This is a genomic window from Chryseobacterium fluminis (assembly GCF_026314945.1).
GTDB lineage: Bacteria > Bacteroidota > Bacteroidia > Flavobacteriales > Weeksellaceae > Chryseobacterium > Chryseobacterium fluminis.
Genome location: NZ_CP111121.1, coordinates 358,610 through 382,643, shown reverse-complemented (window position 1 = coordinate 382,643; position 24,034 = coordinate 358,610). Strand labels below are relative to the sequence as shown.

Annotated in this window: 18 protein-coding genes and 1 tRNA gene; 5 read left to right on the top strand and 14 right to left on the bottom strand. The window is 39.3% G+C overall.

Going from position 1 to position 24,034, the window contains the following annotated elements; all coding sequences use genetic code 11:
• Window positions 1-73: 73 nt before the first annotated feature.
• The 3 genes from ODZ84_RS01705 to ODZ84_RS01695 all read right to left on the bottom strand — a co-directional run bounded on the left by ODZ84_RS01705 (window position 74) and on the right by ODZ84_RS01695 (window position 2,053).
• Window positions 74-643 carry a C40 family peptidase gene (locus ODZ84_RS01705; protein ID WP_266177441.1) on the bottom strand — a complete coding sequence of 190 codons (570 nt, stop codon included), beginning with the start codon at window positions 641-643 and terminating at the stop codon, window positions 74-76.
• 477 nt (window positions 644-1,120) lie between these two features.
• Window positions 1,121-1,194: transfer RNA gene (locus ODZ84_RS01700), tRNA-Ala, on the bottom strand.
• A gap of 37 nt (window positions 1,195-1,231) precedes the next feature.
• Window positions 1,232-2,053, bottom strand: a complete 822-nt coding sequence (locus ODZ84_RS01695; RefSeq protein ID WP_266175290.1) for a hypothetical protein — start codon at window positions 2,051-2,053, stop codon at window positions 1,232-1,234.
• Between the two features lie 205 nt (window positions 2,054-2,258).
• Between ODZ84_RS01695 and ODZ84_RS01690 the strand changes: the two genes are divergently transcribed.
• Window positions 2,259-2,627, top strand: a complete 369-nt coding sequence (locus ODZ84_RS01690) for a hypothetical protein (protein WP_266175289.1) — start codon at window positions 2,259-2,261, stop codon at window positions 2,625-2,627.
• A 498-nt stretch (window positions 2,628-3,125) separates the two neighbouring features.
• Here ODZ84_RS01690 and ODZ84_RS01685 read toward each other — a convergent pair whose 3' ends face one another.
• The 8 genes from ODZ84_RS01685 to amaB all read right to left on the bottom strand — a co-directional run bounded on the left by ODZ84_RS01685 (window position 3,126) and on the right by amaB (window position 13,506).
• Complete coding sequence (locus ODZ84_RS01685) at window positions 3,126-4,541, bottom strand: efflux transporter outer membrane subunit (RefSeq protein WP_266175288.1); 1,416 nt, start codon at window positions 4,539-4,541, stop codon at window positions 3,126-3,128.
• A gap of 91 nt (window positions 4,542-4,632) precedes the next feature.
• The gene (locus tag ODZ84_RS01680) at window positions 4,633-7,779 is read right to left on the bottom strand and encodes an efflux RND transporter permease subunit (RefSeq protein WP_266175287.1); all 3,147 of its coding nucleotides are present in this window, start codon (window positions 7,777-7,779) and stop codon (window positions 4,633-4,635) included.
• 1 nt (window position 7,780) lies between these two features.
• Window positions 7,781-8,965, bottom strand: a complete 1,185-nt coding sequence (locus ODZ84_RS01675; protein ID WP_266175286.1) for an efflux RND transporter periplasmic adaptor subunit — start codon at window positions 8,963-8,965, stop codon at window positions 7,781-7,783.
• 1 nt (window position 8,966) lies between these two features.
• A complete protein-coding gene (locus ODZ84_RS01670; RefSeq protein WP_266175285.1) occupies window positions 8,967-9,422 on the bottom strand; it encodes a transcriptional regulator in 456 nt (151 codons plus the stop codon).
• A 117-nt stretch (window positions 9,423-9,539) separates the two neighbouring features.
• Window positions 9,540-10,052, bottom strand: coding sequence for a GNAT family N-acetyltransferase (locus ODZ84_RS01665; RefSeq protein ID WP_266175284.1), 513 nt, complete (start codon window positions 10,050-10,052; stop codon window positions 9,540-9,542).
• Between the two features lie 183 nt (window positions 10,053-10,235).
• Window positions 10,236-10,466, bottom strand: coding sequence for a DUF2007 domain-containing protein (locus ODZ84_RS01660; protein ID WP_266175283.1), 231 nt, complete (start codon window positions 10,464-10,466; stop codon window positions 10,236-10,238).
• A gap of 62 nt (window positions 10,467-10,528) precedes the next feature.
• Window positions 10,529-11,854: an L-lysine 6-transaminase gene (gene lat, locus ODZ84_RS01655; protein WP_266175282.1), complete on the bottom strand. Its 1,326-nt coding sequence runs from the start codon at window positions 11,852-11,854 to the stop codon at window positions 10,529-10,531.
• A gap of 101 nt (window positions 11,855-11,955) precedes the next feature.
• Complete coding sequence (gene amaB, locus ODZ84_RS01650; protein ID WP_266175281.1) at window positions 11,956-13,506, bottom strand: L-piperidine-6-carboxylate dehydrogenase; 1,551 nt, start codon at window positions 13,504-13,506, stop codon at window positions 11,956-11,958.
• A 137-nt stretch (window positions 13,507-13,643) separates the two neighbouring features.
• Here amaB and ODZ84_RS01645 point away from each other — a divergent pair, with 137 nt between their 5' ends.
• Window positions 13,644-13,841 carry a hypothetical protein gene (locus tag ODZ84_RS01645; protein WP_266175280.1) on the top strand — a complete coding sequence of 66 codons (198 nt, stop codon included), beginning with the start codon at window positions 13,644-13,646 and terminating at the stop codon, window positions 13,839-13,841.
• Between the two features lie 110 nt (window positions 13,842-13,951).
• Here ODZ84_RS01645 and ODZ84_RS01640 read toward each other — a convergent pair whose 3' ends face one another.
• The 3 genes from ODZ84_RS01640 to ccsA form a co-directional block, all read right to left on the bottom strand.
• Window positions 13,952-14,140 (bottom strand): Arc family DNA binding domain-containing protein, encoded by a 189-nt coding sequence (locus ODZ84_RS01640; protein ID WP_266175279.1) that lies wholly within the window; start codon window positions 14,138-14,140, stop codon window positions 13,952-13,954.
• A gap of 73 nt (window positions 14,141-14,213) precedes the next feature.
• Window positions 14,214-15,080, bottom strand: coding sequence for an SPFH domain-containing protein (locus ODZ84_RS01635; RefSeq protein ID WP_266175278.1), 867 nt, complete (start codon window positions 15,078-15,080; stop codon window positions 14,214-14,216).
• Between the two features lie 189 nt (window positions 15,081-15,269).
• On the bottom strand, window positions 15,270-18,536 hold the full coding sequence (gene ccsA / locus ODZ84_RS01630; RefSeq protein ID WP_266175277.1) for a cytochrome c biogenesis protein CcsA: 3,267 nt from the start codon (window positions 18,534-18,536) through the stop codon (window positions 15,270-15,272).
• Between the two features lie 563 nt (window positions 18,537-19,099).
• On the opposite strand from ccsA, the gene ODZ84_RS01625 reads away from it, so the two are divergent.
• From ODZ84_RS01625 to ODZ84_RS01615, 3 genes are all read left to right on the top strand, one after another.
• Entirely contained in the window at window positions 19,100-21,667 is a 2,568-nt protein-coding gene (locus ODZ84_RS01625) for an FtsK/SpoIIIE family DNA translocase (protein ID WP_266175276.1), read from the top strand.
• A 63-nt stretch (window positions 21,668-21,730) separates the two neighbouring features.
• Window positions 21,731-22,378, top strand: a complete 648-nt coding sequence (locus tag ODZ84_RS01620) for a LolA family protein (RefSeq protein WP_266175275.1) — start codon at window positions 21,731-21,733, stop codon at window positions 22,376-22,378.
• A 121-nt stretch (window positions 22,379-22,499) separates the two neighbouring features.
• The gene (locus tag ODZ84_RS01615; RefSeq protein ID WP_266175274.1) at window positions 22,500-23,954 is read left to right on the top strand and encodes an LptF/LptG family permease; all 1,455 of its coding nucleotides are present in this window, start codon (window positions 22,500-22,502) and stop codon (window positions 23,952-23,954) included.
• Window positions 23,955-24,034: the final 80 nt, after the last annotated feature.

The following is a 24,034-nucleotide window of genomic DNA, read 5'->3' as shown; positions in this document are numbered from 1 at the left end:
CAATGAGATTGCCGGATCCGCGATCGTAATGAAAAGCAGCCTGACCTCTGTGGACCATTGAAAATATGACCCGCTATAAAACTCTTTGTGCGTGAAGATAAGCTTTGTTCCAGTATTTTTCGTTTAGGGAAGAAATAATAACCCCTTTGGTCGTGGAGGCATGAATGAATTTTACTTCACCATCGTTTCCGATATCATGTACAATTCCTACATGCGAAATTCTGCTTCCTCCGGATGTGGCAAAAAATAAAAGATCGCCGGGTTTTACCTCTTTTATATCGATTTTATTTCCGGCGTCAGCCTGATCAGAAGATCTTCTGGGAAGCTGGAGATCATTTTCTCCAAAAACTTTTACCGTAAACCCGGAACAGTCGAATCCTGAAGATGTGTTCCCCCCAAATTTATAAGGGGCTCCCAAATATTTTTCTGCGTCTTTTAAAATATCAGCGACAGATCGTGAGACTTTACCATTAAATTTAGAATCAAGTTTACGAAGGTTTTCTGTTTTGGCGATGGTTTTTCCCGCATTTTTCTTAGTGACAACATGTTTTGAACTTCCGCAGGAAATAATCAGTAAAGAGATAATCAGTAAAAAAAACTGCTGCTTTATTTTTAATTGATGTTCAAATACTCCCGTTTTCATATCCTTCTGATTGGTAATAAAGGTGATAATTCCAAACAAATATATAAATTTATATATTAATGGTAAAGTCATCCCGATTTATTAAGGGTGTATTAAAATACGGTAATCTATATTCAGATGAGGCTATTCTGACAATGAATTTTCAATGCTAAAATTAAAAACTTCAGATTACAGCTTCGAGGAGTAAAAGACAAAGCATTTTTCCTGTTCAGACTCTCTCAACTTTTTGCATAGTCCCCAACTTTTGTTCATGATCCTATGTCTTGTGTATAATTTTTTGAGAAAGATTGTCATAAACGTAAATATACCATCGATCGTTAGGATTCGATGGTATAAAAATTTTAACTTCGAAATTTTTCATATCACAATTATTGATCGTGAACACTTGGGCAAGAGTGAAAAATTTTACTCATTTTTTACTCATATGGTAGTTGTAAAAAATTAAAACTACTAATATCAGCACGTTATAAGACTGAGTGGAGAATACGGGGATCGAACCCGTCACCTTTAGACTGCCAGTCTAACGCTCTAGCCAGATGAGCTAATTCCCCTAATGCGTTGCAAATATAGAAATCTTATTTGAATTTATCAATTTATTTTGAGATTAATTCGGGTTTTCATAGGGTCTTCATAGGTAAAGTCGTCAATATCAAACCTTTTATTTTTCCATTCGGATGAAATCACTTTATAATGAGTTTCATCAGAGTACTGCCGGTAAGATAGAATTTTAGTCTCCGGATTAAAGAATATTTTCCGGGACTCTGCAGGATAAGTCATTGCTGTTCTGTAATCCAGTTCAAAATATTTTCTCTCTTCTCCGAAAGTTTTGGTATGATAGGGCTCACTCATGGTCATTCCGAAGCCTTCTCCACGGAAAGCTTTCGCATTTTCCCATTTTTTATCCTTGGTCAGAATATAGACCGAAGCTGATTTACTGTCCGAAGAATTTTGAATAATCAGATAATGCTGCTCATCAACAGCAAATATGCCATCTACAAAAATTACACTATTCCCACTGCTGTAGACGACCGTATCAAGTGAATGATCGACAACGAAATATCTGTTGGCATGGTCGCTTTTATAACTGTAAGCCGAAAAGCTTTTACCATTGTTGCTGAAATCAGCTCTATAAATAATCTTTTTCGAATCAATACTGTATTTTCTGTAAACATCATTATAAGACTCTTTAAATATTTCATCAGTATCAGTCAAAATCAGTTTCCTGAAAGAAGCGGCGATATTTTCATGCCATACTTTACCATCCTTAACGCACTCATTCCTGTAACGGCATTCATTGAAATCCGTTAGGATTTTTGTAAAATCTTTAAGCTCTTTGTCCTGTGCATTGATATTGCAGAAAAATACAAGGCCGGGAAGCAAGGTTAGCATCTTTATCGGTATGGTCTTCATTCAGAATATTTGGATTTCAAAAATAGGATATTTATGGGATAATAAAAATCGGAAATAATAAGATTATTAATTTCATTATAAATAGGAGAAAACAGAAAAATTTTATAAACTGACACAAATAACCATTGCAAAAAGATAAACAGATTAAATTAAAATTATATATTTGCGAAATTCAAAATTTAACATCAACTGATTTTATAAAACTATGAAGAAATTTTTTTTACTCTTACTGACTGCTTTTTTATGTATTGGCTGCAGCTCTGATGATGATACCATTTACGACTATGTTGGAACATGGTCCGGAACCTATGAAGGAAGCGATAAAGGAATATGGAATTTTGTAGTTGCCAGTGATGGAAAAGTTAAAGGGACGATGCATTCTGACGTTAATGACGAAAACTATAACATTTCAGGAAACGTTTCAACAACAGGTGAGCTTACCGGTTCGATCGGGTTGCCTTCTGACGGAACTTTTCGCGGAACATTGACTACGGAGAAAAAAGCTGATGGCAGCTGGGTAAACTCAATTCCCAATCCGGACAGATCAGGATCCTGGAAAGGAGAAAAGAAGTAATAACAATTATAACAAATAAAGACTATCTAATCATTTTGATAGTCTTTTTTTTGTCCGAATTTAAAACTCTCACCGTGTACAAGTCCGGTTGTATTTATATTTTACAATCATAAAGTATCCAACCTTGACTGAGAATTGTATATCTGATTTTTATCGTATGTTTTCCAAATGAAAAATCCCCACTGTTAAATGAGGATTTATTTTTTCATGTAAATATTGTAGTGATTGGTATTTTTATTACTTCAATTATTATGCCATAAATAATATTGAGCTGTAAAAATTTATTTTTTATTGAGAATTGGTAGGATTTTTTTCACACGACGGGATTTGATCGTATTATTCCATTTTCCTGCTGTGACGGAGATCATGAGATTAGAATTTTCTCCTGCCTGACAAGGTAAACCCTACTTTCAATAATATAACGTGCATACATTATTCTTAAATAAAAAAACGGATGCTTGCCGGCATCCGTTTTTGTTAGGTTATCGTTGGAGAAGATTATTTCCAGCCTCCTCCTAAAGCCTGGTAAAGCTCTACGGCAGCTTTCATTTTGCTGTATTCCGCATTGGCGATATTCAGTTCTGCATTCAATGAATTGACACTTGCATTTAAGACTTCAAGATAATTGGCCATTCCATAATTTACCAACTCCTGGGAGTAGTCTACAGAATTTTTGTATGCATTCAGCTCTCTCTGTTTTAAGTCAATATACTGATCCTGTACAGAGAAAACCCTGATGGCATCAGACACTTCTTTTCCGGCTGTAAGAACTGTTTTTCTGAAATTAAGATAAGCAGTTTCCTTATTAGCCAGGCTCACGTCGTAATTTGTCTGGATTGCTCTTCTATTCAGAATAGGCTGAGCCAGACCACCAACAACTGTTGCAAACAAAGAGTTCACGCTGAATAGATGGTCTATATCCACCGACTGGAAACCTCCGCTTCCGGTAAGTTTTAGGGTTGGATAAAACTGGGCTTTTGCCGAATTTGTTAATTCAAAAGCATTCATCAGGTTATACTCAGCTTCCATAACATCCGGCCTGTTGGCCAGCAGCTGGGCAGGATATCCTAATTTGAGATCTATCGGTACGTTCTGGGATTCCAGGGTAGATCTTTCAATAGAGTGGGAAGACTCTCCCATCAGCATACTCATTGTATTCTCCAGCAGCTGGATCTGGGTATCAATGTCTATTAACAGAGATTTTGCATTCAGCACAAGAGCTTCACTCTGCTGAACGGCAACTTCAGTTACGGTACCTGCAATTTTCAGTGCCTGATTGGTCTCCAGATTCTTTTCACGGACTTTAATGGTCTCCTGAATAATCCTCTTTTGGGCATCGTAAGTCAGCAGCTGATAATAAGAAGTAGCAATAGATGCGACCAAATCGCTTTTTACCGCTTTATGCGCTGCTACTGTTCCTAAATAAGAAGCCAGCTGCGCTTTTTCCTGTGCTTTCAGTTTGCCCCAGATATCTGCCTCCCAGGCAAGACTGGCTGTAATATCAAATTGGTTAACATATCGTCTTTCTCCAATGATCTGTCCGAACTGCGTATTGATAGACTGCGTCTGAAACGTATAGTTCGGGCCTACCGCTAAGGTCGGCTGGTAGGCAGCTCTACTCTGCTTTAAATAAGCTTCTGCAGAATTAATGCTCTGCAGGGCAATTCTTATATCAAGATTGTTGTTTAACGCTTTATTGATATGACCCTGGAGAATAGGGTCTGTAAAAATCTCTTTCCAGGAAATATTGGCAATACTGGTGCTGTCCGAAGGAAGCATATCGGTACGGAACAGCTTTTCGTCCACAACATTCTTCGGCCTTTCATATTCTTTTCTTGCCATACATGACGATACGGCTGCAAGAAGGGCGACAGAAAAAGTGATTCCTTTTATGATGTTTAATAAACTCTTCATTTTATAGTATTAGAAGTTAGCGTTCAGAAATCGGAACTCGGTTTAACCAGACTAATCTGATTTGTGAGTTCCGGCTTCTTTCACTTTAATTTTATTCTGCTAGGTTGATTTCTTCTTTTTTAAGAGGTTTTACTTTTTCCTGTAAGTATTCAAAAATGACATAGAGAACAGGAATGACAAATAATCCTAAAATGGTTCCTATCAATAATCCTATGGCGGCTCCCGTTGCGATGGATCTGTTACCTACCGCACCGATTCCGCTTGCCAGAACGAGTGGTAATAAACCGAAGATGAACGCAAACGAAGTCATCAGAATCGGTCTTAATCTCGCTTTTGCAGCATTAATGGCAGACATGACAATGGTTTCACCGTGATGTCTCCTTTGGACCGCAAATTCAATGATCAGAATGGCATTTTTAGCCAATAATCCCACCAACATAATCAGGGCAATCTGGAAATAAATATTGTTTTCCAGACCCATGATTTTCTGTCCGAAATAAGCTCCCATCACCCCTAAAGGAAGTGAGATAACCACCACCAGCGGAAGAATATAACTTTCATACTGGGCAGAAAGGATAAAGTACACAAAGATCAAACTTAAACCAAAGATTAGAAGCGTCTGTGAGCCTGAGCTCAATTCTTCTCTGGTTAATCCCGTAAACTCGACATCATAATTCTGATTCAGGGTTTCCTGTGCCACCTGCTGTACGGCTGTAATGGCGTCTCCGGAACTGTATCCCGCAGAGTTAGCTCCTGTAATTTTCACTGAAGTAAACAGGTTATAACGGCTTACTGCCTGAGGTCCGTATGCTTTTTTCATAGATACAAACTGCGAAATCGGTGACATCGCTCCTGAGCCTGTTCTCACATACAACTCATTCAGGTTCTCGATATTCTGTCTGTTTTCAGGAAGAGCCTGAACCATTACCCTGAACTGTTTTCCGTATTTTGTAAAGTCAGCGGTATAAACCCCTCCGATGTATCCCTGCATGGTTGAAAGGATATCGCTTACTGAAACACCCATTTGCTTCGCCAGCGGTACATTCACCTGCATTTCGTACTGAGGATATTTTGTATTGAACGAACTTTGGGCAAACTCAATTTCCGGCCGCTGCATCAGCTTTCCGATGAACTCATTGGTTTTATCATCCAAAGCTGAATATTCACCTCCCGACTTATCAAGCAGTACCATCTCAAAACCGGCACTGTTCCCGAAGCCCGGTACACTTGGCGGCTGAAAGAATACAACCTTTGCATCAGGAACCTTCCCTGAAATACCAAATAAGTTCTTGGTAATATCTTCAGAAGTCTGTCCGCCGTCTTTTCTCTCATCAAAAGGTTTCAGCTTGATAAATGCAAGACCGTTATTACTTCCGTTTCCTGAAAGGAATCCTCTCCCTGTGGAAATAGTAACATTCTGTACTCCCGGAACTTTTAAAGCATTCGCCTGAAGCGTTTTCAGGGCATTATAGGTTCTTTCCATAGAAGCACCCGGAGGAAGCTGAACATCGGTAAAGATAATACCTCTGTCTTCCGTAGGCACAAAACCTTTTTTCATCGTGGTGCTTGCCCAGAATAAAATTCCTCCCGTAACCGCAAAGATGATTAAGGTTACCCATTTATGTCTCAGCAAAAATACAAATCCTCTTCCGTAACGTTCCGTGGCTGTTTTAAAAGCAATATTGAACTTGTAGAAGAATTTCTGAAGAATATTCAGGTTTTTATACTCGGCATGATGAGCATCATGAGGTTTCAGGAAAAGAGAACATAACACCGGGCTCAGCGTCAAAGCGTTAATAGCAGAAATGATGATCGCAATGATCAGCGTGATACCAAACTGCTGATAAAATACTCCCGTAGGCCCTGTAATAAATGTTACCGGCACGAATACCGCAGCCATTACCAGCGTAATGGAGATAATCGCTCCCGTAATTTCGTCCATTGCCTCTACCGTTGCTTTTTTAGGATCAGCAATACCATGCTCCATCTTGGCATGTACTGCTTCTACGACGACAATGGCGTCATCCACCACAATACCGATCGCCAGTACCAGGGCGAATAAAGTCAATAAGTTTAATGAATACCCAAATAAATTCAGGAAGAAGAAAGTACCCACAATCGATACCGGAACCGCTATCGCCGGGATCAGGGTGGATCTGAAATCCTGTAGGAAGATAAACACCACGATAAATACCAGGATAAATGCTTCAATTAAAGTATGAACTACCTTCTCAATCGATGCATCCAGGAATTCATTGGTATCAAAGTTAAAAGTATATTTTATTCCTTCAGGAAAGCTTCCCTCTGCTGATTTAAGGTAAGTTTTGATATTTTTAATAATCTCCTGGGCATTGGATCCCGGCGTCTGAAAGATCCCCATACTGATTGACGGGCTGTTTCCGTTTTCTCCGATCCCTGTGTAGGACTGGCCTGCCAGCTCCACTTTGGCCACATCCTTCAGCATGAGGTTCTGTCCGTCTGCAAGAGATTTAATGATGATATTGTCGTATTGTTCCTTATCATTGAATTTACCTACATATTTGATGATATATTCAAATGAGCTTCCGCTATTCTGTCCGATAGATCCTGCGGCCGCTTCCCTGCTCTGCTCATTGATGGCATTGGTAACGTCAGCCGGGGTTACACTGTAGGCCGCCATTTTGGCAGGGTCCAGCCAGATTCTCATGGAATAGTTTTTACCTCCGAAAACGTTGGCATCACCCACCCCGTTAATTCTTTTCAGATTAGGAATAACGTTGATATTCAAAAAGTTCTGAAGATATACATCATCTAAATCTTTGTTTTCAGAATAGAAAGACATATACATCAGGGCACTCGTCTGCTGCTTCTGGGTGACTACCCCGGAACGGGTCACTTCACTCGGTAATAGCGGCGTCGCTCTGGCGACACGGTTCTGTACGTTTACAGCAGCAATATCCGGATCGATCCCCTGTTTAAAGAATACCTGAATCTGTGCAGAGCCGTCATTTCCGGCCGAAGAAGTTATGTAATCCATACCTTCCACACCATTGATCTGCTCTTCCAAAGGCACAACAACACTCTTCATCACCGTTTCCGCATTCGCACCCGTGTAACTTGTGGAAACACTTACCGTGGGCGGTGCAATATCAGGGTATTGGGTGACCGGCAGCGAGATAAGTCCTAAAACCCCGAGAATCACAATCAGAATTGAGATTACCGTGGATAAAACCGGTCGGTTTATAAAATTTTTAATCATTTTAGAATTTCGGTTTTATAGATTGAACAAGACTATCCATTTTCACAGGTTTAGGCTTCACGGCAGTACCGGGCTTTAAACCTCCGATTCCTGCAGCAATAATGGTTTCCCCTTTATTGACTCCTGATTTTAATAAAGCCATATTATCGATTCTGTCGATCACGTTAACGACCACATTTTTCGCGGTATCCTTATCCACTTTATAGACGTACACGATTCCTTGCTGCTCATAGGTCGCACTTTCCGGCACCACCAGAACATTGTCATAAGATTTCGGAAGTCTGATCGAGCCGCTGTTTCCGTTACTTAAGAGTCTCTGTGGATTTGAGAAGCCTACCCTGAACTGGATGGTTCCCGTTGTATTGTCAATCTGTCCCGTAATAGCTTCCACTCGGCCTTTCTCAGCATAAATACTTCCATTGGCCAGTTCTAATTCTACCATGGGAAGATTTTTGATCTTTTCCGGTAATGTAGCGCCCGGAGATTTTTCAAGAAAATCAAAATATTCTTTCTCATTCATTGAAAAATAAGCGTATAACTGAGATGTATCCGAAATAGTCGTCAAAGCGGTCTGGTCAGTAGGTCCTACCAAACTTCCCACTTTCAGAGGAAGTTTTCCGATCACTCCTGAAATAGGAGCACGGATCACGGAATAATCAATATTTGCTTCTACTCCTTTATAATTAGCCACCGCCTGTCTTTTGGCAGCAACGGCCTGCTGCAGCTGAGCCTGGGCCTGAGCCAGATTTGCCTGAGCAGTCTGTAATTGTACATTGCTGATGATATTTTTCTGAACCAGAGGTTTCAGCTTATTTACTTCTACATTGGCCGCATTCACCGCGGCCTGAGCTGCAGATATATTGGATTCTGCCGCACCGATTCCGGCTTTGGAAGCAGCAGCATTTTCAGTTAAGATATTGGTTTCTAAACGGAATAAAGGCTGACCCTTCGTAACATATTGTCCTTCATCCACTAAAACCTGTGTAATATATCCCTGTATTTTTGCCCGGACATCATTGTTTACCCTACCCTGAATGGTAGCCGGAAAAGTCTGGTATCCCACTATATTTTTGGCCTCCACGTTTACTACAGGATAAGGTTTCGGACCATCCTGTTTTGGAGCTTCTTTTTTGCAGGCAGTCAGTGAAAACGCTGCAACAGAAAGTATAACTAGCTTATTGTTCATTTTATAGTTTATTAAGAGATTCTTCGATATTCATTATATTTTTATTTAAAAGAGCGATATAAGCATCAGTTCTTTCATTATATCCATTATCCCGGACTTTTTTAAAATTGTTTAAATCATCCAGCAGTTTTAATTCGTCCCGCATTTTCTGAACTATTTTTTCAAATCTTATTTTCTTATATTCCTCATTAATGAAAAAATAACGCTTTCGTTCGTCCATTTTATTGTGATCAATGATCAGTTCGGCATTCAGGAGCAGTGAAATACTGGTAGAAACAGAACTTTTACTCGCAGCAAACACATCGACAAATTCATCAAAAGTAATCCCGACTTTCTCGTAATCGAAAAGTAAGTAAGAATAAATTTTTGAAGCTAATGGAGGAATATTGAAAACGGTACCGTAGAATTTTACGGCATCCTGAAAAATTTTTTCATTAATTTCTATACTTTTATGCATGGTATACAAATTTTAGGCAAAACTAATTATTAGTTCAGAACTAAACGAACAAACCCGATAGAGTTTATAAATGCATAGTCTTTTAAAAATTCAATGAAAATAGATTTAACCTTTCGGTTAAAATATAATCTTCTCAAATGCTTTTCGCATCCCACCTGCCAGAAAGACCTCTCCACAGTATGAATATCCTTTACTTTCGAGAATCCGGAGCATAGCTAAATTGTCAAAATTCGTATCCACTTTTATGCTTTGTATTCCCTGTTCTCTTGTAAAATCTTCAATGTGATCGAATAATTTTTTCACCATTCCCCTGCCGGCAAACTTCTCATCTACCGCTACTCTGTGGACAACAACAAATTCACCGTTGCTTAACCAGGCTCCTTCAATGGTACTGTAGGCCGGTTCATCATTAAGAATTAAAGCAGTATACACTGCAATTTCACCATCCACTGTCATGACATATCCAAACCCTTTTTCAATGTCGGTTTCCACGGTACCAAGATTGGGATATCCCTGCTGCCATTGGGTACTTCCATCCTGTCTTCTTCTTTCAATTGCCTGCTGAATAATTTCCCATATCAGGTCCCTGTCCTGACTTTCTGCCTTTCTTAGTTTAATTTCTGAATTCATTGTAGTGAAAAATTTTTATTAAAAGATTAATCATTTAGAATTAAAAATGCATTCAGCATCAAAATTTGCTAAATCTTTCAATATTAGATAAGTAAGATTAAAATATTTGAACCAAAAAACCGAAAATTAATTAAAATTAATTTTCGGTTCGAAGTAGTAAAATTTAAAATTATGAAATTGTTTTTATTGGTTCTGATTCTGCTGAAGATAGCCGTCGATAATTTCGAATGCTTTTTTCTCATCTTCTAACTTAACCATTAGTTTCAACGATGTTGCCGTGGGTGTGGTCGTAAAAGTAAGATAATTGTTCTCGACCGCATTTCTGATCTGTGCCTCGTCTAGTTTGGATTTGATTAACTGTATTTCTGAAGGCTTATCGCTTTCAAAAACCGATACTCTTGTACTTCTTTCCATATTCTATCACGTTTGAGTATCTAAATATATAAAGTTTTTTTGAAAATTACAAATATTGACTTTTAAATTTTATTAATATTATTTTCAATTTTATTCAAAGCCAATTGGATTTCTTCCTGTGAAACATTGAGATGCGGTCTGAAACGTAGTGACAGATCTCCGCAAGCCAGGATGATCATGCCGTCATTCCAAAGCTCATCTCTCAGTAGGTTCCGCTGTTCATGAGTGGGTAAATCTATCGCACACATCAGTCCCCTTCCTCTTGCATTTGAAAGTTTTTCAGGATACTTCTGCTGCAGTATCTTCAGCCCTTCCAGTAAGTAATCTCCTACAATTCTTGCATTTTCCACAAGGTTTTCTTTTTCGATCACTTCCATCACCAGCTGAAAACGCAGCATATCGATGAAGTTGCCTCCAAATGTGGAATTTATTCTTGAGCTCTCTCTGAATACATTGTCCGGAACTTCGTCAAATTTTTCTTTATTGGCCAGCACCCCACAAACCTGTGTCTTTTTGCCAAAGGAAATGATGTCCGGCTTTGCCGTGAAATGTTCAAAGCCCCACATTTTACCTGTGATTCCGATTCCTGTCTGTACTTCGTCAAAAATTAACAGGATATCGTGCTGATCACAGATTTTTCTGAGTCCCGAGAAGAACTCATCCCTGAAATGATTGTCTCCGCCTTCAGCCTGAATAGGCTCGATAATGATGCAGGCCACTTTATCAGGATTCATCAGAATGGCCTCTTCAATATTTAATAATGCCAGCCTTTCATTTCTGATGGTTTCTTCAAGGTTTTCTTCCGTAAGGGGAAAAGTCAGTTTCGGATTCAGAATCCTCGGCCATTCAAACATCGGGAAATACTGATATTTTCTGGGATCTGAAGTATTGGTTAAGCTTAAAGTATACCCACTTCTGCCATGAAAAGCCTGTCTGAAGTGGATGCATATTCCGGCTTCTGTATCAAGGCCTTTTTCAAAATTCTTTCGTGTTTTCCAGTCAAAGCACGCTTTCATCGCATTCTCAACGCCTAAGGTTCCGCCTTCAATAAAAAATGCATACTGTAACTCTTCAGGAAGGACGACTCTTTCAAAGACTTCCAGAAAATGAGCATATTCTTCGGAATAAACATCAGCCAAGGTAGGCTTGTTAACAGCCATTTTCCCCAGCCACGCGGATTTTTCAACAATATAAGGATGATTGTAACCGACTGATGCCGAAGCGAACATCGAAAACATATCTAAATATTCTTTATGAGTAAGTTTATCATAAAGCCATGATCCGTGGGATTTTTCAATATCCATTACAAAATCGAAACCGTCTGCCAGGACGTGTTTTCCTATGGTTTCTTTAACTTTATTAGCTTTTATATCAATTGTTTGTTCCATAATTAAATGTGTTTGATTTAAAAATTGAATGATTAAAAGATTTAAACATTCACGGTTATTAATTTTTAAATTCTTAAATCTGAAATAATTTAAAGTGAATTTTACAGATCAAACTTAATTCCCTGTGCTAAAGGAAGTTGAGCTGTATAATTTATGGTATTGGTTTGACGTCTCATATAATATTTCCAGACATCCGATCCAGATTCCCGGCCCCCGCCTGTTTCTTTTTCTCCTCCGAAAGCGCCGCCAATTTCCGCACCGGAAGTTCCGATATTCACGTTGGCAATTCCGCAGTCTGATCCTGCTTGAGAAAGGAATACTTCCGCCTCTCTTAAATTCTGTGTCATGATTGCTGATGATAATCCCTGAGGGACATCATTCTGGATGGCGATCGCCTCTTCCAGCGTGGTGTATTTAATTAAATATAAGATAGGCGCAAAAGTTTCATGCTGAACAATTTCATAAGCGTTTTCAACTTCAGCGATGGCCGGTCTTACGTAGCAGCCGGATTCATATCCTTCTCCTTTTAACACCTCACCTTCAACGATGAATTCTCCACCTTCTTTTTTACACTTTTCGATGGCTGCTGTATACTGCTCTACTGCTGCCTTATCGATTAGAGGCCCTACATGATTGCTTTCATCAAGTGGATTCCCTATTTTCAGCTGACCGTAAGCTTTTACCAATCTGTTTTTAATTTCTTCGTAAACACTCTCGTGAATGATCAGTCTTCTTGTCGAAGTACATCGCTGTCCTGCTGTGCCTACTGCCCCAAAAACAGCTCCGATGATGGACATATCTATATCTGCATCTTTAGAAATAATAATGGCATTGTTACCACCCAGTTCAAGGATCGATTTTCCGAATCTTTCAGCCACTTTAGAAGAAACCATCCTTCCGACTCTGGTGGAACCGGTAAAAGAAACAAGAGAAACTCTTTTATCATCCACTAATTTCTGTCCGATCTGATGATCCGCCACCAAAACACTTGAAATACCTTCCGGCAGACTGTTCTCCTTCAATACTTCGTTCATGATATTCTGACAGGCAAGAGCACAAAGCGGTGTTTTTTCTGAAGGCTTCCAGATCGTTACATTACCGCAGATCCACGCTAAAGCTGTATTCCACGACCAAACGGCTACCGGAAAATTAAATGCCGTGATGATTCCCACCACGCCAAGCGGATGGTACTGCTCATACATTCTGTGTCCCGGTCTTTCCGAATGCATCGTATACCCGTGCAGCTGCCTGGAAACGCCTACGGCAAAGTCGCAGATATCGATCATTTCCTGGACTTCTCCCAGACCTTCCTGTAAGGATTTACCCATTTCGTAAGAAACAAGTTTTCCAAGATCATCTTTATATTGTCTTAATTTCTGACCCAGCTGCCTTACCATTTCTCCTCTTTTGGGAGCCGGAATCATTCTGAATTCCTGAAATGCTTTCTGAGCGGTTCCGATCACCTGGTCATAATCACTTTCTCCGGAAGTTTTTATTTTGGCGATCAGATTACCGTCGACCGGTGAAAAACTTTCTATTGTTTCCCCTGATGCAAAATATTCTCCCCCTACTGAAGTTCCTTTATTTTCATCTTTAATTCCCAGATTTCTGAGGGTCTGTTCGATTCCGAAATCTTCTGTTTTTCTAGACATAAAAATTTTACTTTTCGTTTTCTCTAAAGATAAAAATATTATACGAACTGCAAAATTTTAATTTTTTTAACAGATTTTTTATTTGGACTAATTATAAACATGATTATCTTTGTATAGTAATGATTTGAATTTCAGGAATGGAAAATAATAAGGCGGTTAATGAACCTGTAAACGAAAAGAAAAATTCTAAATGGAAAAGTTTAGTTAAGAAATTTGGAATCGGCGGAATTATATTCTTTACCGTAAAGGGTATTATTACTTCAACACTTATTTATTTCCTGGGAAAAAATTTCTGGACGGTAATCAGTAATTACTTTACAACAATATTTAACTAAATAATTGATAGATCCATATAAAAAAAGCAGTGAAAATTGATCACTGCTTTTTTTATGGCTTCCTTTTATAGGGGAAGCCTCTTTCATATCCGTTCTGGAGTGAGATACATTCATTCTTTTTTCTTTCTTCCTGACTCTGTTAATTGCTGATGAAGCAAATACTCAATCTGTCCGTTCACACTGCGGAATTCATCATGAGCCCATTTTTCCAGAAGCTTATAGGTAGACTCATCAATCCTTATAACAAAGGATTTCTTACCATTTTTTTCGGGAGCGTTTTGAGCTTTTTCTGATTTCATTTTATTATTTTCTTATGATCATCTGTTATCATGCCGGATATTCATTAGGAAATTAGCTGTTATAGCTGTCCGGTTAATTATACAGGGTTCCGGCATTAAGGATAGGCTGTGCTGCTTTTTCACCGCAAAGAACGACCATCAGGTTGCTTACCATCGCTGCTTTTCTTTCATCGTCCAGCTCCACAATATTTTCTTCTGAAAGCTTTTTCAATGCTAAATCCACCATTCCTACCGCACCTTCAACAATTTTTGTTCGCGCCGCGACAATTGCTGTCGCCTGCTGTCTCTGAAGCATCGCGCCTGCAATTTCTGAGGCATATGCCAGGTGCGAAATTCTTGCTTCCTGGATGATAATTCCTGCCTTCGATAGCCTGTCTGTCAGTTCCTGCTCCAGGATCGCATTAATCTTATCTCCTCCTTCTCTTAATGTAATAGGTGCATGATCATCTTCCAGGTTATCGTACGGAAAGCTCATCGCAAGATGACGTACTGCCGCCTCACTCTGCATTCTCACAAAGTCTGAATACCGTTCAACATCAAATGCTGCTTTATAGGTATCTCCAACTTTCCAGACCATTACAACGGCAATTTCAATTGGATTTCCCATTTTATCATTTACTTTAAGCGTCTGCCCCTGCAGATTTTCTGAACGTAAACTGATTCTTTGTGATGAATAGAGCGGGTTAATAAAGAATAATCCGTTGTCTTTTACTGTTCCTACGTATTTACCGAAGAAGTTCAGAACCCTTGAATGGTTGGGCTGAATAATCATTAATCCTTTCAGGAAAAAGCAGGAAAGGATAAAACACAGAATGGCTAACACGACATAGATAATGCTGTCGTCAATTCCCGTTATAAAAAAATAAACGGACGCTACAAACAGTATTAAACAGAAAACTAATGTCAAGTACCCTGAAATAGGTTTTAAGATTTTTTCCATAGTATGATATTTAAAATGATATTATTTTGATATCATAAAGATATGAATAATTTTTTAATAAGTGATGGGTTGTGGGTTATGGGTTATGGGTTGAATCTAGTGAAATCCGGCATCTGATTTTTAATTAAAACTAAACATAAAAAAATCCCTGAAAAGTTAATTTCAGGGATGTAATGATAAGATTTTAAATTATTTTCTATTTAATGTTCTGAATTTAAAATAAGAGGCTGCTGATAAAAGTATCATTGTTGCCAAGCCTATATAAACCCATGCCGGAACCGGAACAGGATCTCCCGCTGCGTAAGAGTGAAGTCCGCTCAGGTAATAGTTTACTCCGAAATACGTCATTACCATAGAGCAGAAAGCGAACATGGTCGCTACGTGGAAGGCCCATTTGCTTCTTAAGCCGGGAACCAGTCTCATATGGAGCACAAATGCATATACCATGATCGAGATAAAGGCCCAGGTTTCTTTAGGATCCCAGCTCCAGTATCTTCCCCAGGACTCATTGGCCCAGATTCCTCCTAAGAAGTTTCCGACTGTCAGCGCAAATAAACCGATCGTCAGAGACATTTCTGAAACGATCACCAGTTCTTTCAGTGTCGTATCGTGGTGAATCTTATAGGTATCTTTATTGGATATAATATAAAATACCAGACTGATCACTGCGATAATCATCGAAAGGGCAAAGAAGCCGTAACTCGAAGTAATAATCGCTACGTGAACGATCAGCCAGTAAGACTTCAGTACCGGAACCAGCGGTGTGATCTGCGGATCAAGCGCTGACCCCCCGTGGGCAAATCCCATCATAATAACGGCCACCATAAATCCTGCTGCAGGAATCAGTGCATTGGAGTTTCTGTATAATAGAAGACCCGCTGTAATACCTACCCACGAAATGAAGATAATCGCTTCATACCCGTTACTCCAGGGAGCGTGACCTGAAATATACCATCTTGCAACAAGTCCCAAGAAATGGAAAGCATACCCAACAATTCCAAGAACAATAATGGTCTTAATGATTTTATTTAAAACCTTATTGGGTCTGAATAATTCTACAAAACCTAAAATCAGCAATAATCCTCCAACCAGTGTATAGAAAATTAATAATTTGAAGTTGATATTCACTTTATTCATGAACACTTCAAGATCTACTTTAGATTTTGCAGGAACTACCGCTTTGCCCCATTTCTGCTGATATTCTGAAAGTTTCGCCAGCTCAGCATCAGCCTTACTCCAGTCTCCGGATTTCTGTGCCGCCAGCGCTTCTGCAAAATACGGACCCATCACCTGCTGAGATTCCATATCCGGTTCAAATTTCTGATCAAGCCATGAATGCCAAGTGTGATTGGCATCATTTTTAACAGGAACAATTCTCATAAACTGCCCGCTGAAAAACTCATTGAAGATCTGAACTCTTTCATTTACGGAAATGACCTCTTTGTCATAGTTCGTCTGCTCAGAAGGTTTCTTACGGAATGCCGTATTGTAATCGTGTTCTAAGATATAAGTAAGGTTTCCGTTGGCATCTGCCGGGAAAAGGTTCATTAGTGAAGTATAGCCTTCCTCATCCGCCTTTGTTTTCTTCTTCAGTTCATCACCTCCTTTTGTTCCGACCTTAATCATTGGGACCATGGTCCAGCTCGGCGTATCTGTATTGATCGAAAGGAACCACTGGTTTGCCGTGAGAGACTTTCCGTCTGTTCCCTTAAATTCGTCTTTTTTGTATAGTTTTCTTAAAATATCCAGTGCTTCCGTATTAATCGGAACAATTCTTCCTTCAAAATTCTGAACCAGAAGATATCCGAATTTGTCTGCATGCTCCCTGCTGATTTTATTTCTTGCAATGATTTCATCAGGAGAAATGCTTCTCATTTTGGACAACGGAGCGGCCAGCGAATTCTGCTGAGGACGCTGTTGAGCCTGTGCAGACTCAGGTGCCGGAGCATGATTATGAGTTTCTCCCTCTACGTGGATGTGTTCCCTGCTTCCGTCCGTGGTCCCGTGCGTTTCAATTTTCTGAGCATTAAGCCCTAGACTCAGGAACAGCAAAAGTACAGCCGCACCCCTTTTCTTATTAACGTCGGTCAGCATCTTATTAAGCTTCCAGAAGTGAGTTCCTTTCCAGAAGAAGATCACAAACATTCCTACGAATAAAAATGCATATCCTATATACGAGATCAAAGTTCCCCAGAAGTCATGATTCACAGATAAAACAGTTCCCATTCTGTCCGGATCAAAACTGGACTGGAAGAAACGGTAACCTCCGTGGTTCAATACATTGTTCATATAAATTTTATAGGGTGTCTGTTTTCCCTGATCAATAATTTTGACATGACTTTCATAAGCACTCGGAGATGAGCTCCCCGGGTAAGTTTCCATCACAAAATCATCCAGTTTCAGGGCAAATGGTGTTGTGTAGATTTTAGGACCAAAGCCCACCATAATATTCAGACCGTCCATCGTAACCTGCTTATAGGCATTCGGGTTTCCTTTTTCAACAGAAAGATCAACGAGTTGTTTTGTTTTAGGTCCCTGAAGCTCTACCGTCAACACATCAGGCACCATCTGGTCCTTCTTTCTGTCGCCTTCAAAAGCCATTAGTTTACCTTTTTTCAGTCCTTCAGGAATAACCAGTTTGAGCTCATTGATGGTGTATAAACTTCTCAATACCAAAGGCTGAAATTCGTCTTTCACCGTATTTCCCGTAGCTTGGGTAGCCATAGTCATATAAGCCGCATCGACAGGAGTTTTGATGAATAGTTTCCCACCTTCATTTTTAAACTCTACGGCACCATCGATGGCTCTGTTGAAAGTGACCAAAGTTCCGTTGATGGATTTTGTTTCGCCGGGCTTGATAAAAATATTCTGTCTTCCTGTATTTCCCGTTGAGACCAAATGCAGATATTCGACTCCATTCGGATCAGCGATTAAGCTGTCTTTTTTTCTCTGAACATATTCTTTAGCCGTTACTTTCACTTCTTTACCCCGGAAGTCGTAGGTAGCTTTCAGATCTTTATGCAAAGGGGACATCAGATAAGGAATGTCCTGGTAATTTAAAATATCGCCCTTCTCTTCGATCTGTATTTTGAGAAAATTTTTATCGGTTACGATTTCGTTTGAGGTTTCTCCTTCCCTGATGTGCATGGTTCCTTCAAAACTGATGTATCTTGTGATCGCACCTCCGATGAAAATAAGAATGAAGGCGAGGTGAAAGACCAAAACCGGCCATTTTTCTCTTTTCCAGAGTCTGTATCTTCCGATATTTCCTATGAAGTTGAGAATGAGCAGAAACATGATTAGTTCAAACCATATTGCTTCATAAATTAATGCTTTCGCTGTGGGAGTTCCGTAGTCATTTTCTAAGAACGTTGCATAGGCCATGGCAAATGCATACACCAGTAACAGCACAGCCATTGTTCTGGTTGAGATAAGAATATCTTGGATCTTCTTCATGATTTATTTACTTGACATGCAAAAATAAGCATGATTAACTACAAAGAGGATAAAAAAAGCTGTTTTTTATCACTTTGCAGCCTATAGCCGTTATTTTGAATGATTCAAAATAATTAAATTATCATTCACAAAAATACAAAGATTGCCACTGATCTGATACAGCCGTAAAGAAGCCATCCTGATTGAAATTATCCCGTACGATCACGCTGGATTAAATATTTGAGCCTGATTAACAGGTTTTCTTTATCGCACCATGACAAGCGGAACATTCTTTGCTGCATGAAATTTCTTATAACTCCGATATCGAACCAGTACCATAAAATAATCAGCAGGAACAGTTGCCACTACAGTCAGACAGATCATCAGATACAATCCATCCGGTATCTGAACAAAATTGAAATGTATTTTAACTGAACTTTCCTTTATTTTAAATATTTTTAATCATTTAAATGAAAAAAGGGGGAATATTTACCGCTTGCGATCTGGAGAAAAAATAAAGTTTTTAAGCAAAAAAAAGCATTCATTTAATGTTTAAAAAACATTAAATTTGTCATATTGATATTATGAACAAAAACACACAAAACAAACAGCAGGAATCGCCTGATAAGGGCAAATTTTTATCTAAGCCCCGCGTATTTTTCGGGCTTACCTTTATCCTTTTTTCTATCGTTCTGACCCTCTCCTTTATCTCTTATCTGATGAATTGGAAAGCAGACCAGAGTCAGGCCGGAACAATGATGGATAAAAGCATACAATCTTCAAATCTTTTTGGAAAACTGGGAGACTGGCTCGGGAATATTTTTATTTTCGAAAGCATCGGCGTCGCTTCATTTATCATCGCATTTTTATTTCTGGTTTTCGGAACCGTGATCCTGAAAAAGAAAACATTCAAGCCCTGGATGACTGTCGGGCATTCTCTGTTTTTTATCTGTTGGCTCCCTATTTTCTTCGGGGCAGCATTCACAAAGGAACAGGGAGGTGTTTTAAGCGGAGTGTACGGATATCAGATCATGGATTCTCTTAATGCCATCATCGGTACCGTAGGTCTCTGGCTTGTACTGGCATCGAGTATTCTGTTATATTTCATTCTTGAATTTAATTTAAGACCGAGTTCTGTGAAAGCGAAGCTGGATCAGATCAACGATAACACCATCGGAAAGGTAAAATCAATGATGCCGAAGTCCGATGAACACTTTGAAGCTGATAAAGAGCTTGAAGAGGAAGCCGAAACAGCAGAGGAATATGTACCTAAAGTTACCGTAACGGAAACTGTAATTCCTAAAAAAGTTCAGGAGCCAGAGCCGGTAAGTGTACCGAAAGGATTTCCGGAAGTTCCGGTTTCTGCCAATTTAGATACCATCGTTACGCCCAATCATACTTCATTTGAAGAAGAGCCGAAACATGATTTTTCACCTTCCGTTAATTTAAATTTAAATACAAAACCAAGCTTCCCGACCTCCACTCCGGAAGAGGCTTTTGATATCAGGCCTGTTCCTACTCCAACGCCAGTGGCTTCTGAACCTGTAAAAGAAGAAATTAAATTCAATGTGGAAGTCGCTCCCGTTATTGATGTTTTGGATGAAACTGACCGAAAATCCCAGGATCTGATTGATCAGCACGGACTTTATGATCATAAACTGGATCTGGCTAAATTTCAGATGCCGCCTGTTGAGCTCCTGAAAGAGTATGGAAATGAGGAGATTTCTATTAATAAGGAGGAATTAGAAGAAAACAAAAATAAAATTGTCGGCTTACTGAAAAACTTCAATGTGGGTATCTCAGAAATTAAGGCAACGATCGGACCGACAGTAACTTTATATGAAATTGTGCCGGAAGCAGGGATCAGAGTATCTGCCATCAAAAAGCTGCAGGATGATATTGCCCTGAACCTCTCTGCACTGGGCATCAGAATTATCGCTCCGATGCCCGGGAAAGGAACCATCGGAATTGAGGTTCCCAGAAAAAACCCTACCATGGTATCGATGCGCTCGGTAATAGCTTCCCAAAAATTTCAGAATACAGATATGGATCTTCCTGTTGTTTTCGGAAAGACTATTTCAAATGAGATTTTCATGGCCGACCTGTCAAAGATGCCTCACCTGCTGATGGCCGGAGCTACAGGTCAGGGTAAATCGGTAGGTATTAATGCCATTCTTACTTCATTGCTTTACAAAAAACATCCCAGCGAGCTCAAATTCGTAATGGTAGATCCTAAAAAAGTGGAACTTTCTCTGTATTCCAAGATTGAAAGACATTATCTGGCCAAACTTCCCGATTCTGATGATGCGATTATCACGGATACGAATAAAGTAATCAATACCCTGAATTCTCTTTGCGTAGAAATGGACACAAGGTACGATCTGCTTAAAAATGCTTTCTGTAAAAACTTAAAAGAATACAATAAAAAATTCTCTGAAAGAAAACTGAATCCTGAGAACGGACACCGTTATCTGCCATATATTGTTTTGGTAGTAGATGAATTTGCAGATCTGATCATGACCGCCGGAAAAGAGGTCGAATTGCCTATTGCAAGACTTGCCCAGCTTGCCAGGGCAGTAGGTATTCATCTGATCGTAGCCACCCAGAGACCTTCTGTTAACGTTATTACAGGTATGATTAAGGCCAACTTCCCCGCGAGAGCTGCTTTCAGAGTGATCTCAAGTGTCGATTCAAGAACGATTCTGGATTCGCCGGGAGCAGATCAGCTGATCGGTAAAGGAGATATGCTTTATTTTAACGGAAATGAGATCCTGAGACTTCAGTGTGCCTTTGTAGATACACCGGAAGTGGAAAGGCTGGCAGAATTTATCGGCGAACAGAAAGGATATCCTTCCGCCTTTATGCTTCCTGAATATGTTTCCGAAGAAGCAACAAGTTCAGTAGGAAGCTTTGACGCCAACGAGAAAGATGCTTTATTTGAGGAGGCGGCAAGAATTATCGTCTCGACGCAGCAGGGCTCTACCTCGATGCTCCAAAGACAATTGAAATTAGGATACAACAGAGCCGGAAGAATTATGGATCAGCTTGAGGCAAGCGGCATCGTAGGAGGTTTCAACGGAGCAAAAGCAAGAGAAGTCATCATTAGTGATCTTCATTCTTTGGAACAGTTTTTGGAAGATTTGCGCAGGTAATTTAAAATCCATGATTTTAACTTTTATAACGGAATAAAGTCTAAAAATTATTAAATAAAAGAAATGAAAAATATACTATCAAAAGTTGTACTGAGCGGATTGGTTGCGGGAGCGGTAGGATTGGCAAGCGCACAGAAAATTGACGCAAAAGCCAAAAAGATCCTTGATGACATTACGGCTAATTATAAGTCTAAGAAAAATTCTTATTTCAAATTTTCTTTCGGAACAGGCGTAAACGGTCAGGTGACAAAAACAGAGCCCGGAATTTATTATACCGCAGGTGACAAGTACAAACTGAAGATCATGGACACCGAACAGATTTTTGACGGTAACAAAATCTACAACATCAGTGTGGATGATATGGAAGTTACCACGGCGCGGCCTAATGGCAGTTCCACAATGTTCTCCCCTATTAATTATCTTTCTACGTACCGGAATGATTATAACGTAACATATGGAGGAAAAAAAGCGGTGAACGGCGTAAAAGCGGATTTCATAAAGCTTACCCCTGTTAAATCAAACGGCATTAAATACGTATACCTTTTTGTAGATTCTGCCAAAAAACAGATGGTAAAGATCGAGCAGCACGGAAATAATAAAGATGTAGCCGTAATTGCGATCAAGGACTATAAAGAAAATCAGGATCTGGATCCTAATATGTTTGTTTTCGACAAAAATAAATATAAGAACTATGTCATTACAGACCTTTAAGTCTAAAAAAAGTCTTAGACCTATACGTGATGAATCACCCCACTTACGTCTAATTATAAAAATTTCATAAAATATAAGAGCTGCAAAGAAAACTTTGTGGCTTTTTGATTAATTTTGGCGAATGTTAAAAATACTAGACCGATATATCATAAAGACCTTCTTTGGACCGTTTTTCTTTATATTCAGTGTATTGTTTTTCATCTTTATTGTAAACATTATCTGGGTTCAGTTGGGACAATTTATGGGAAAAGGATTAAGCTACTGGCAAATCCTGAAACTCCTTTTTTATCTTGGCGTAAGCGTTATCAGTATGGTACTGCCGCTTACCATTCTTCTGGCCAGTATCATGTCTTTCGGTGAATTTGGCGAACGGTACGAGCTCGCTGCCATGAAGGCTGCCGGAATCTCTCTGACGCGGGTGATGTTTCCGCTTTTAGGGGTCACCATGGTACTCTCGGTTATGCTCTACTTTTTTTCCAACAATATTATTCCCGATTTTCAGCGGAAGGCCAAAAATATGCTTTTTAATATTGCACAGACCAAGCCTGCTCTGAATTTCACTCCCGGACAGTTTATAGATCAGATTCCGGGGTATATGGTGAAATTTGATAAAATCTACGGGGAGAGCGGGGAAAATATTGAAGGCGTATTTGTCCACAGAAAAGCCAGCACTTTCGAAAACCAACAGTCTATTGTAGCTGAAAAGGGAAAATTTGTGCCCGCTGCCAATAAAAACTTTCTGAAACTTGTTTTGTACAACGGATATGTCTTTGAAGATAATATTGCAGGGAAGCCTGACAATGTAAGATTAAAACAACCTGATCAGGCCATTAAATTTGATACGCTGGTTTCCCATTTTGACGTCAGTGAGATCATCAATAAAGCCATAGAAGAGGAACAGATCACAGATGACTATCGTTTTCAGACTTATAATAAACTGGAAGAAACCATTGATAAAAATAAAAAGGATAACGTCAGGTTTTTTGAAACCGTAGGAGGTGATGTTCTGAATCAGGCCAACCCTGTGATCAGCTATATGGACAAAAACAAAGCCAAAGCAGCTCCGAAATCTCAGATCAGACTTGACACCCTGAAAAAAGATAAAAAGCTTGAAATGATCTACAATGCGTATAACAGGCTTGACAACCTTAAGACTACTGCAGAATCCAAAAACGGAGAAATCAGTCCGAATGTGAAGTATTTCAGCAAAGTTGTCATCTACCAGCAGAGAATCCTTACCTATTCTTTTACCTGTATTATTTTCTTCCTGATCGGCGCCAGTCTGGGATCGATCATTAGAAAAGGAGGTATGGGTCTTCCGGTGATCATCGCCATAGTCATTTTCATTGTTTTCTATGTCATTAATGTAGGGGTAGAAAACGTAGCCTGGTCAGGAAAAATGAATCCGTATCTGGCCGCATGGATTCCCAATATGGTACTCTTTCCTTTCGGAGTATGGATGACGTATAAAGCCCTTACGGATTCCCAGCTGTTTGATGCAGAAAAGTATAAAGCTTTATTCAAGCCTATTACCAAAAGGTTCAGTAAAAATAAAGAACATAAGAGATATCAGTAATCTCTTTTAAAATACCTCTTAAAGATCCGCCTTGCCGGATCTTTTTCTGTTTAAACTTCTTTTAATAACCGAAGCCGTTC

Bases quoted from the DNA above. Each gene is read 5' to 3' on its own strand.
- ODZ84_RS01705 (WP_266177441.1), bottom strand. From the start codon at position 643: ATGAAAACGGGAGTATTTGAACATCAATTAAAAATAAAGCAGCAGTTT.
- ODZ84_RS01695 (WP_266175290.1), bottom strand. From the start codon at position 2,053: ATGAAGACCATACCGATAAAGATGCTAACCTTGCTTCCCGGCCTTGTA.
- ODZ84_RS01690 (WP_266175289.1), top strand. From the start codon at position 2,259: ATGAAGAAATTTTTTTTACTCTTACTGACTGCTTTTTTATGTATTGGC.
- ODZ84_RS01685 (WP_266175288.1), bottom strand. From the start codon at position 4,541: ATGAAGAGTTTATTAAACATCATAAAAGGAATCACTTTTTCTGTCGCC.
- ODZ84_RS01680 (WP_266175287.1), bottom strand. From the start codon at position 7,779: ATGATTAAAAATTTTATAAACCGACCGGTTTTATCCACGGTAATCTCA.
- ODZ84_RS01675 (WP_266175286.1), bottom strand. From the start codon at position 8,965: ATGAACAATAAGCTAGTTATACTTTCTGTTGCAGCGTTTTCACTGACT.
- ODZ84_RS01670 (WP_266175285.1), bottom strand. From the start codon at position 9,422: ATGCATAAAAGTATAGAAATTAATGAAAAAATTTTTCAGGATGCCGTA.
- ODZ84_RS01665 (WP_266175284.1), bottom strand. From the start codon at position 10,052: ATGAATTCAGAAATTAAACTAAGAAAGGCAGAAAGTCAGGACAGGGAC.
- ODZ84_RS01660 (WP_266175283.1), bottom strand. From the start codon at position 10,466: ATGGAAAGAAGTACAAGAGTATCGGTTTTTGAAAGCGATAAGCCTTCA.
- lat (WP_266175282.1), bottom strand. From the start codon at position 11,854: ATGGAACAAACAATTGATATAAAAGCTAATAAAGTTAAAGAAACCATA.
- amaB (WP_266175281.1), bottom strand. From the start codon at position 13,506: ATGTCTAGAAAAACAGAAGATTTCGGAATCGAACAGACCCTCAGAAAT.
- ODZ84_RS01645 (WP_266175280.1), top strand. From the start codon at position 13,644: ATGGAAAATAATAAGGCGGTTAATGAACCTGTAAACGAAAAGAAAAAT.
- ODZ84_RS01640 (WP_266175279.1), bottom strand. From the start codon at position 14,140: ATGAAATCAGAAAAAGCTCAAAACGCTCCCGAAAAAAATGGTAAGAAA.
- ODZ84_RS01635 (WP_266175278.1), bottom strand. From the start codon at position 15,080: ATGGAAAAAATCTTAAAACCTATTTCAGGGTACTTGACATTAGTTTTC.
- ccsA (WP_266175277.1), bottom strand. From the start codon at position 18,536: ATGAAGAAGATCCAAGATATTCTTATCTCAACCAGAACAATGGCTGTG.
- ODZ84_RS01625 (WP_266175276.1), top strand. From the start codon at position 19,100: ATGAACAAAAACACACAAAACAAACAGCAGGAATCGCCTGATAAGGGC.
- ODZ84_RS01620 (WP_266175275.1), top strand. From the start codon at position 21,731: ATGAAAAATATACTATCAAAAGTTGTACTGAGCGGATTGGTTGCGGGA.
- ODZ84_RS01615 (WP_266175274.1), top strand. From the start codon at position 22,500: ATGTTAAAAATACTAGACCGATATATCATAAAGACCTTCTTTGGACCG.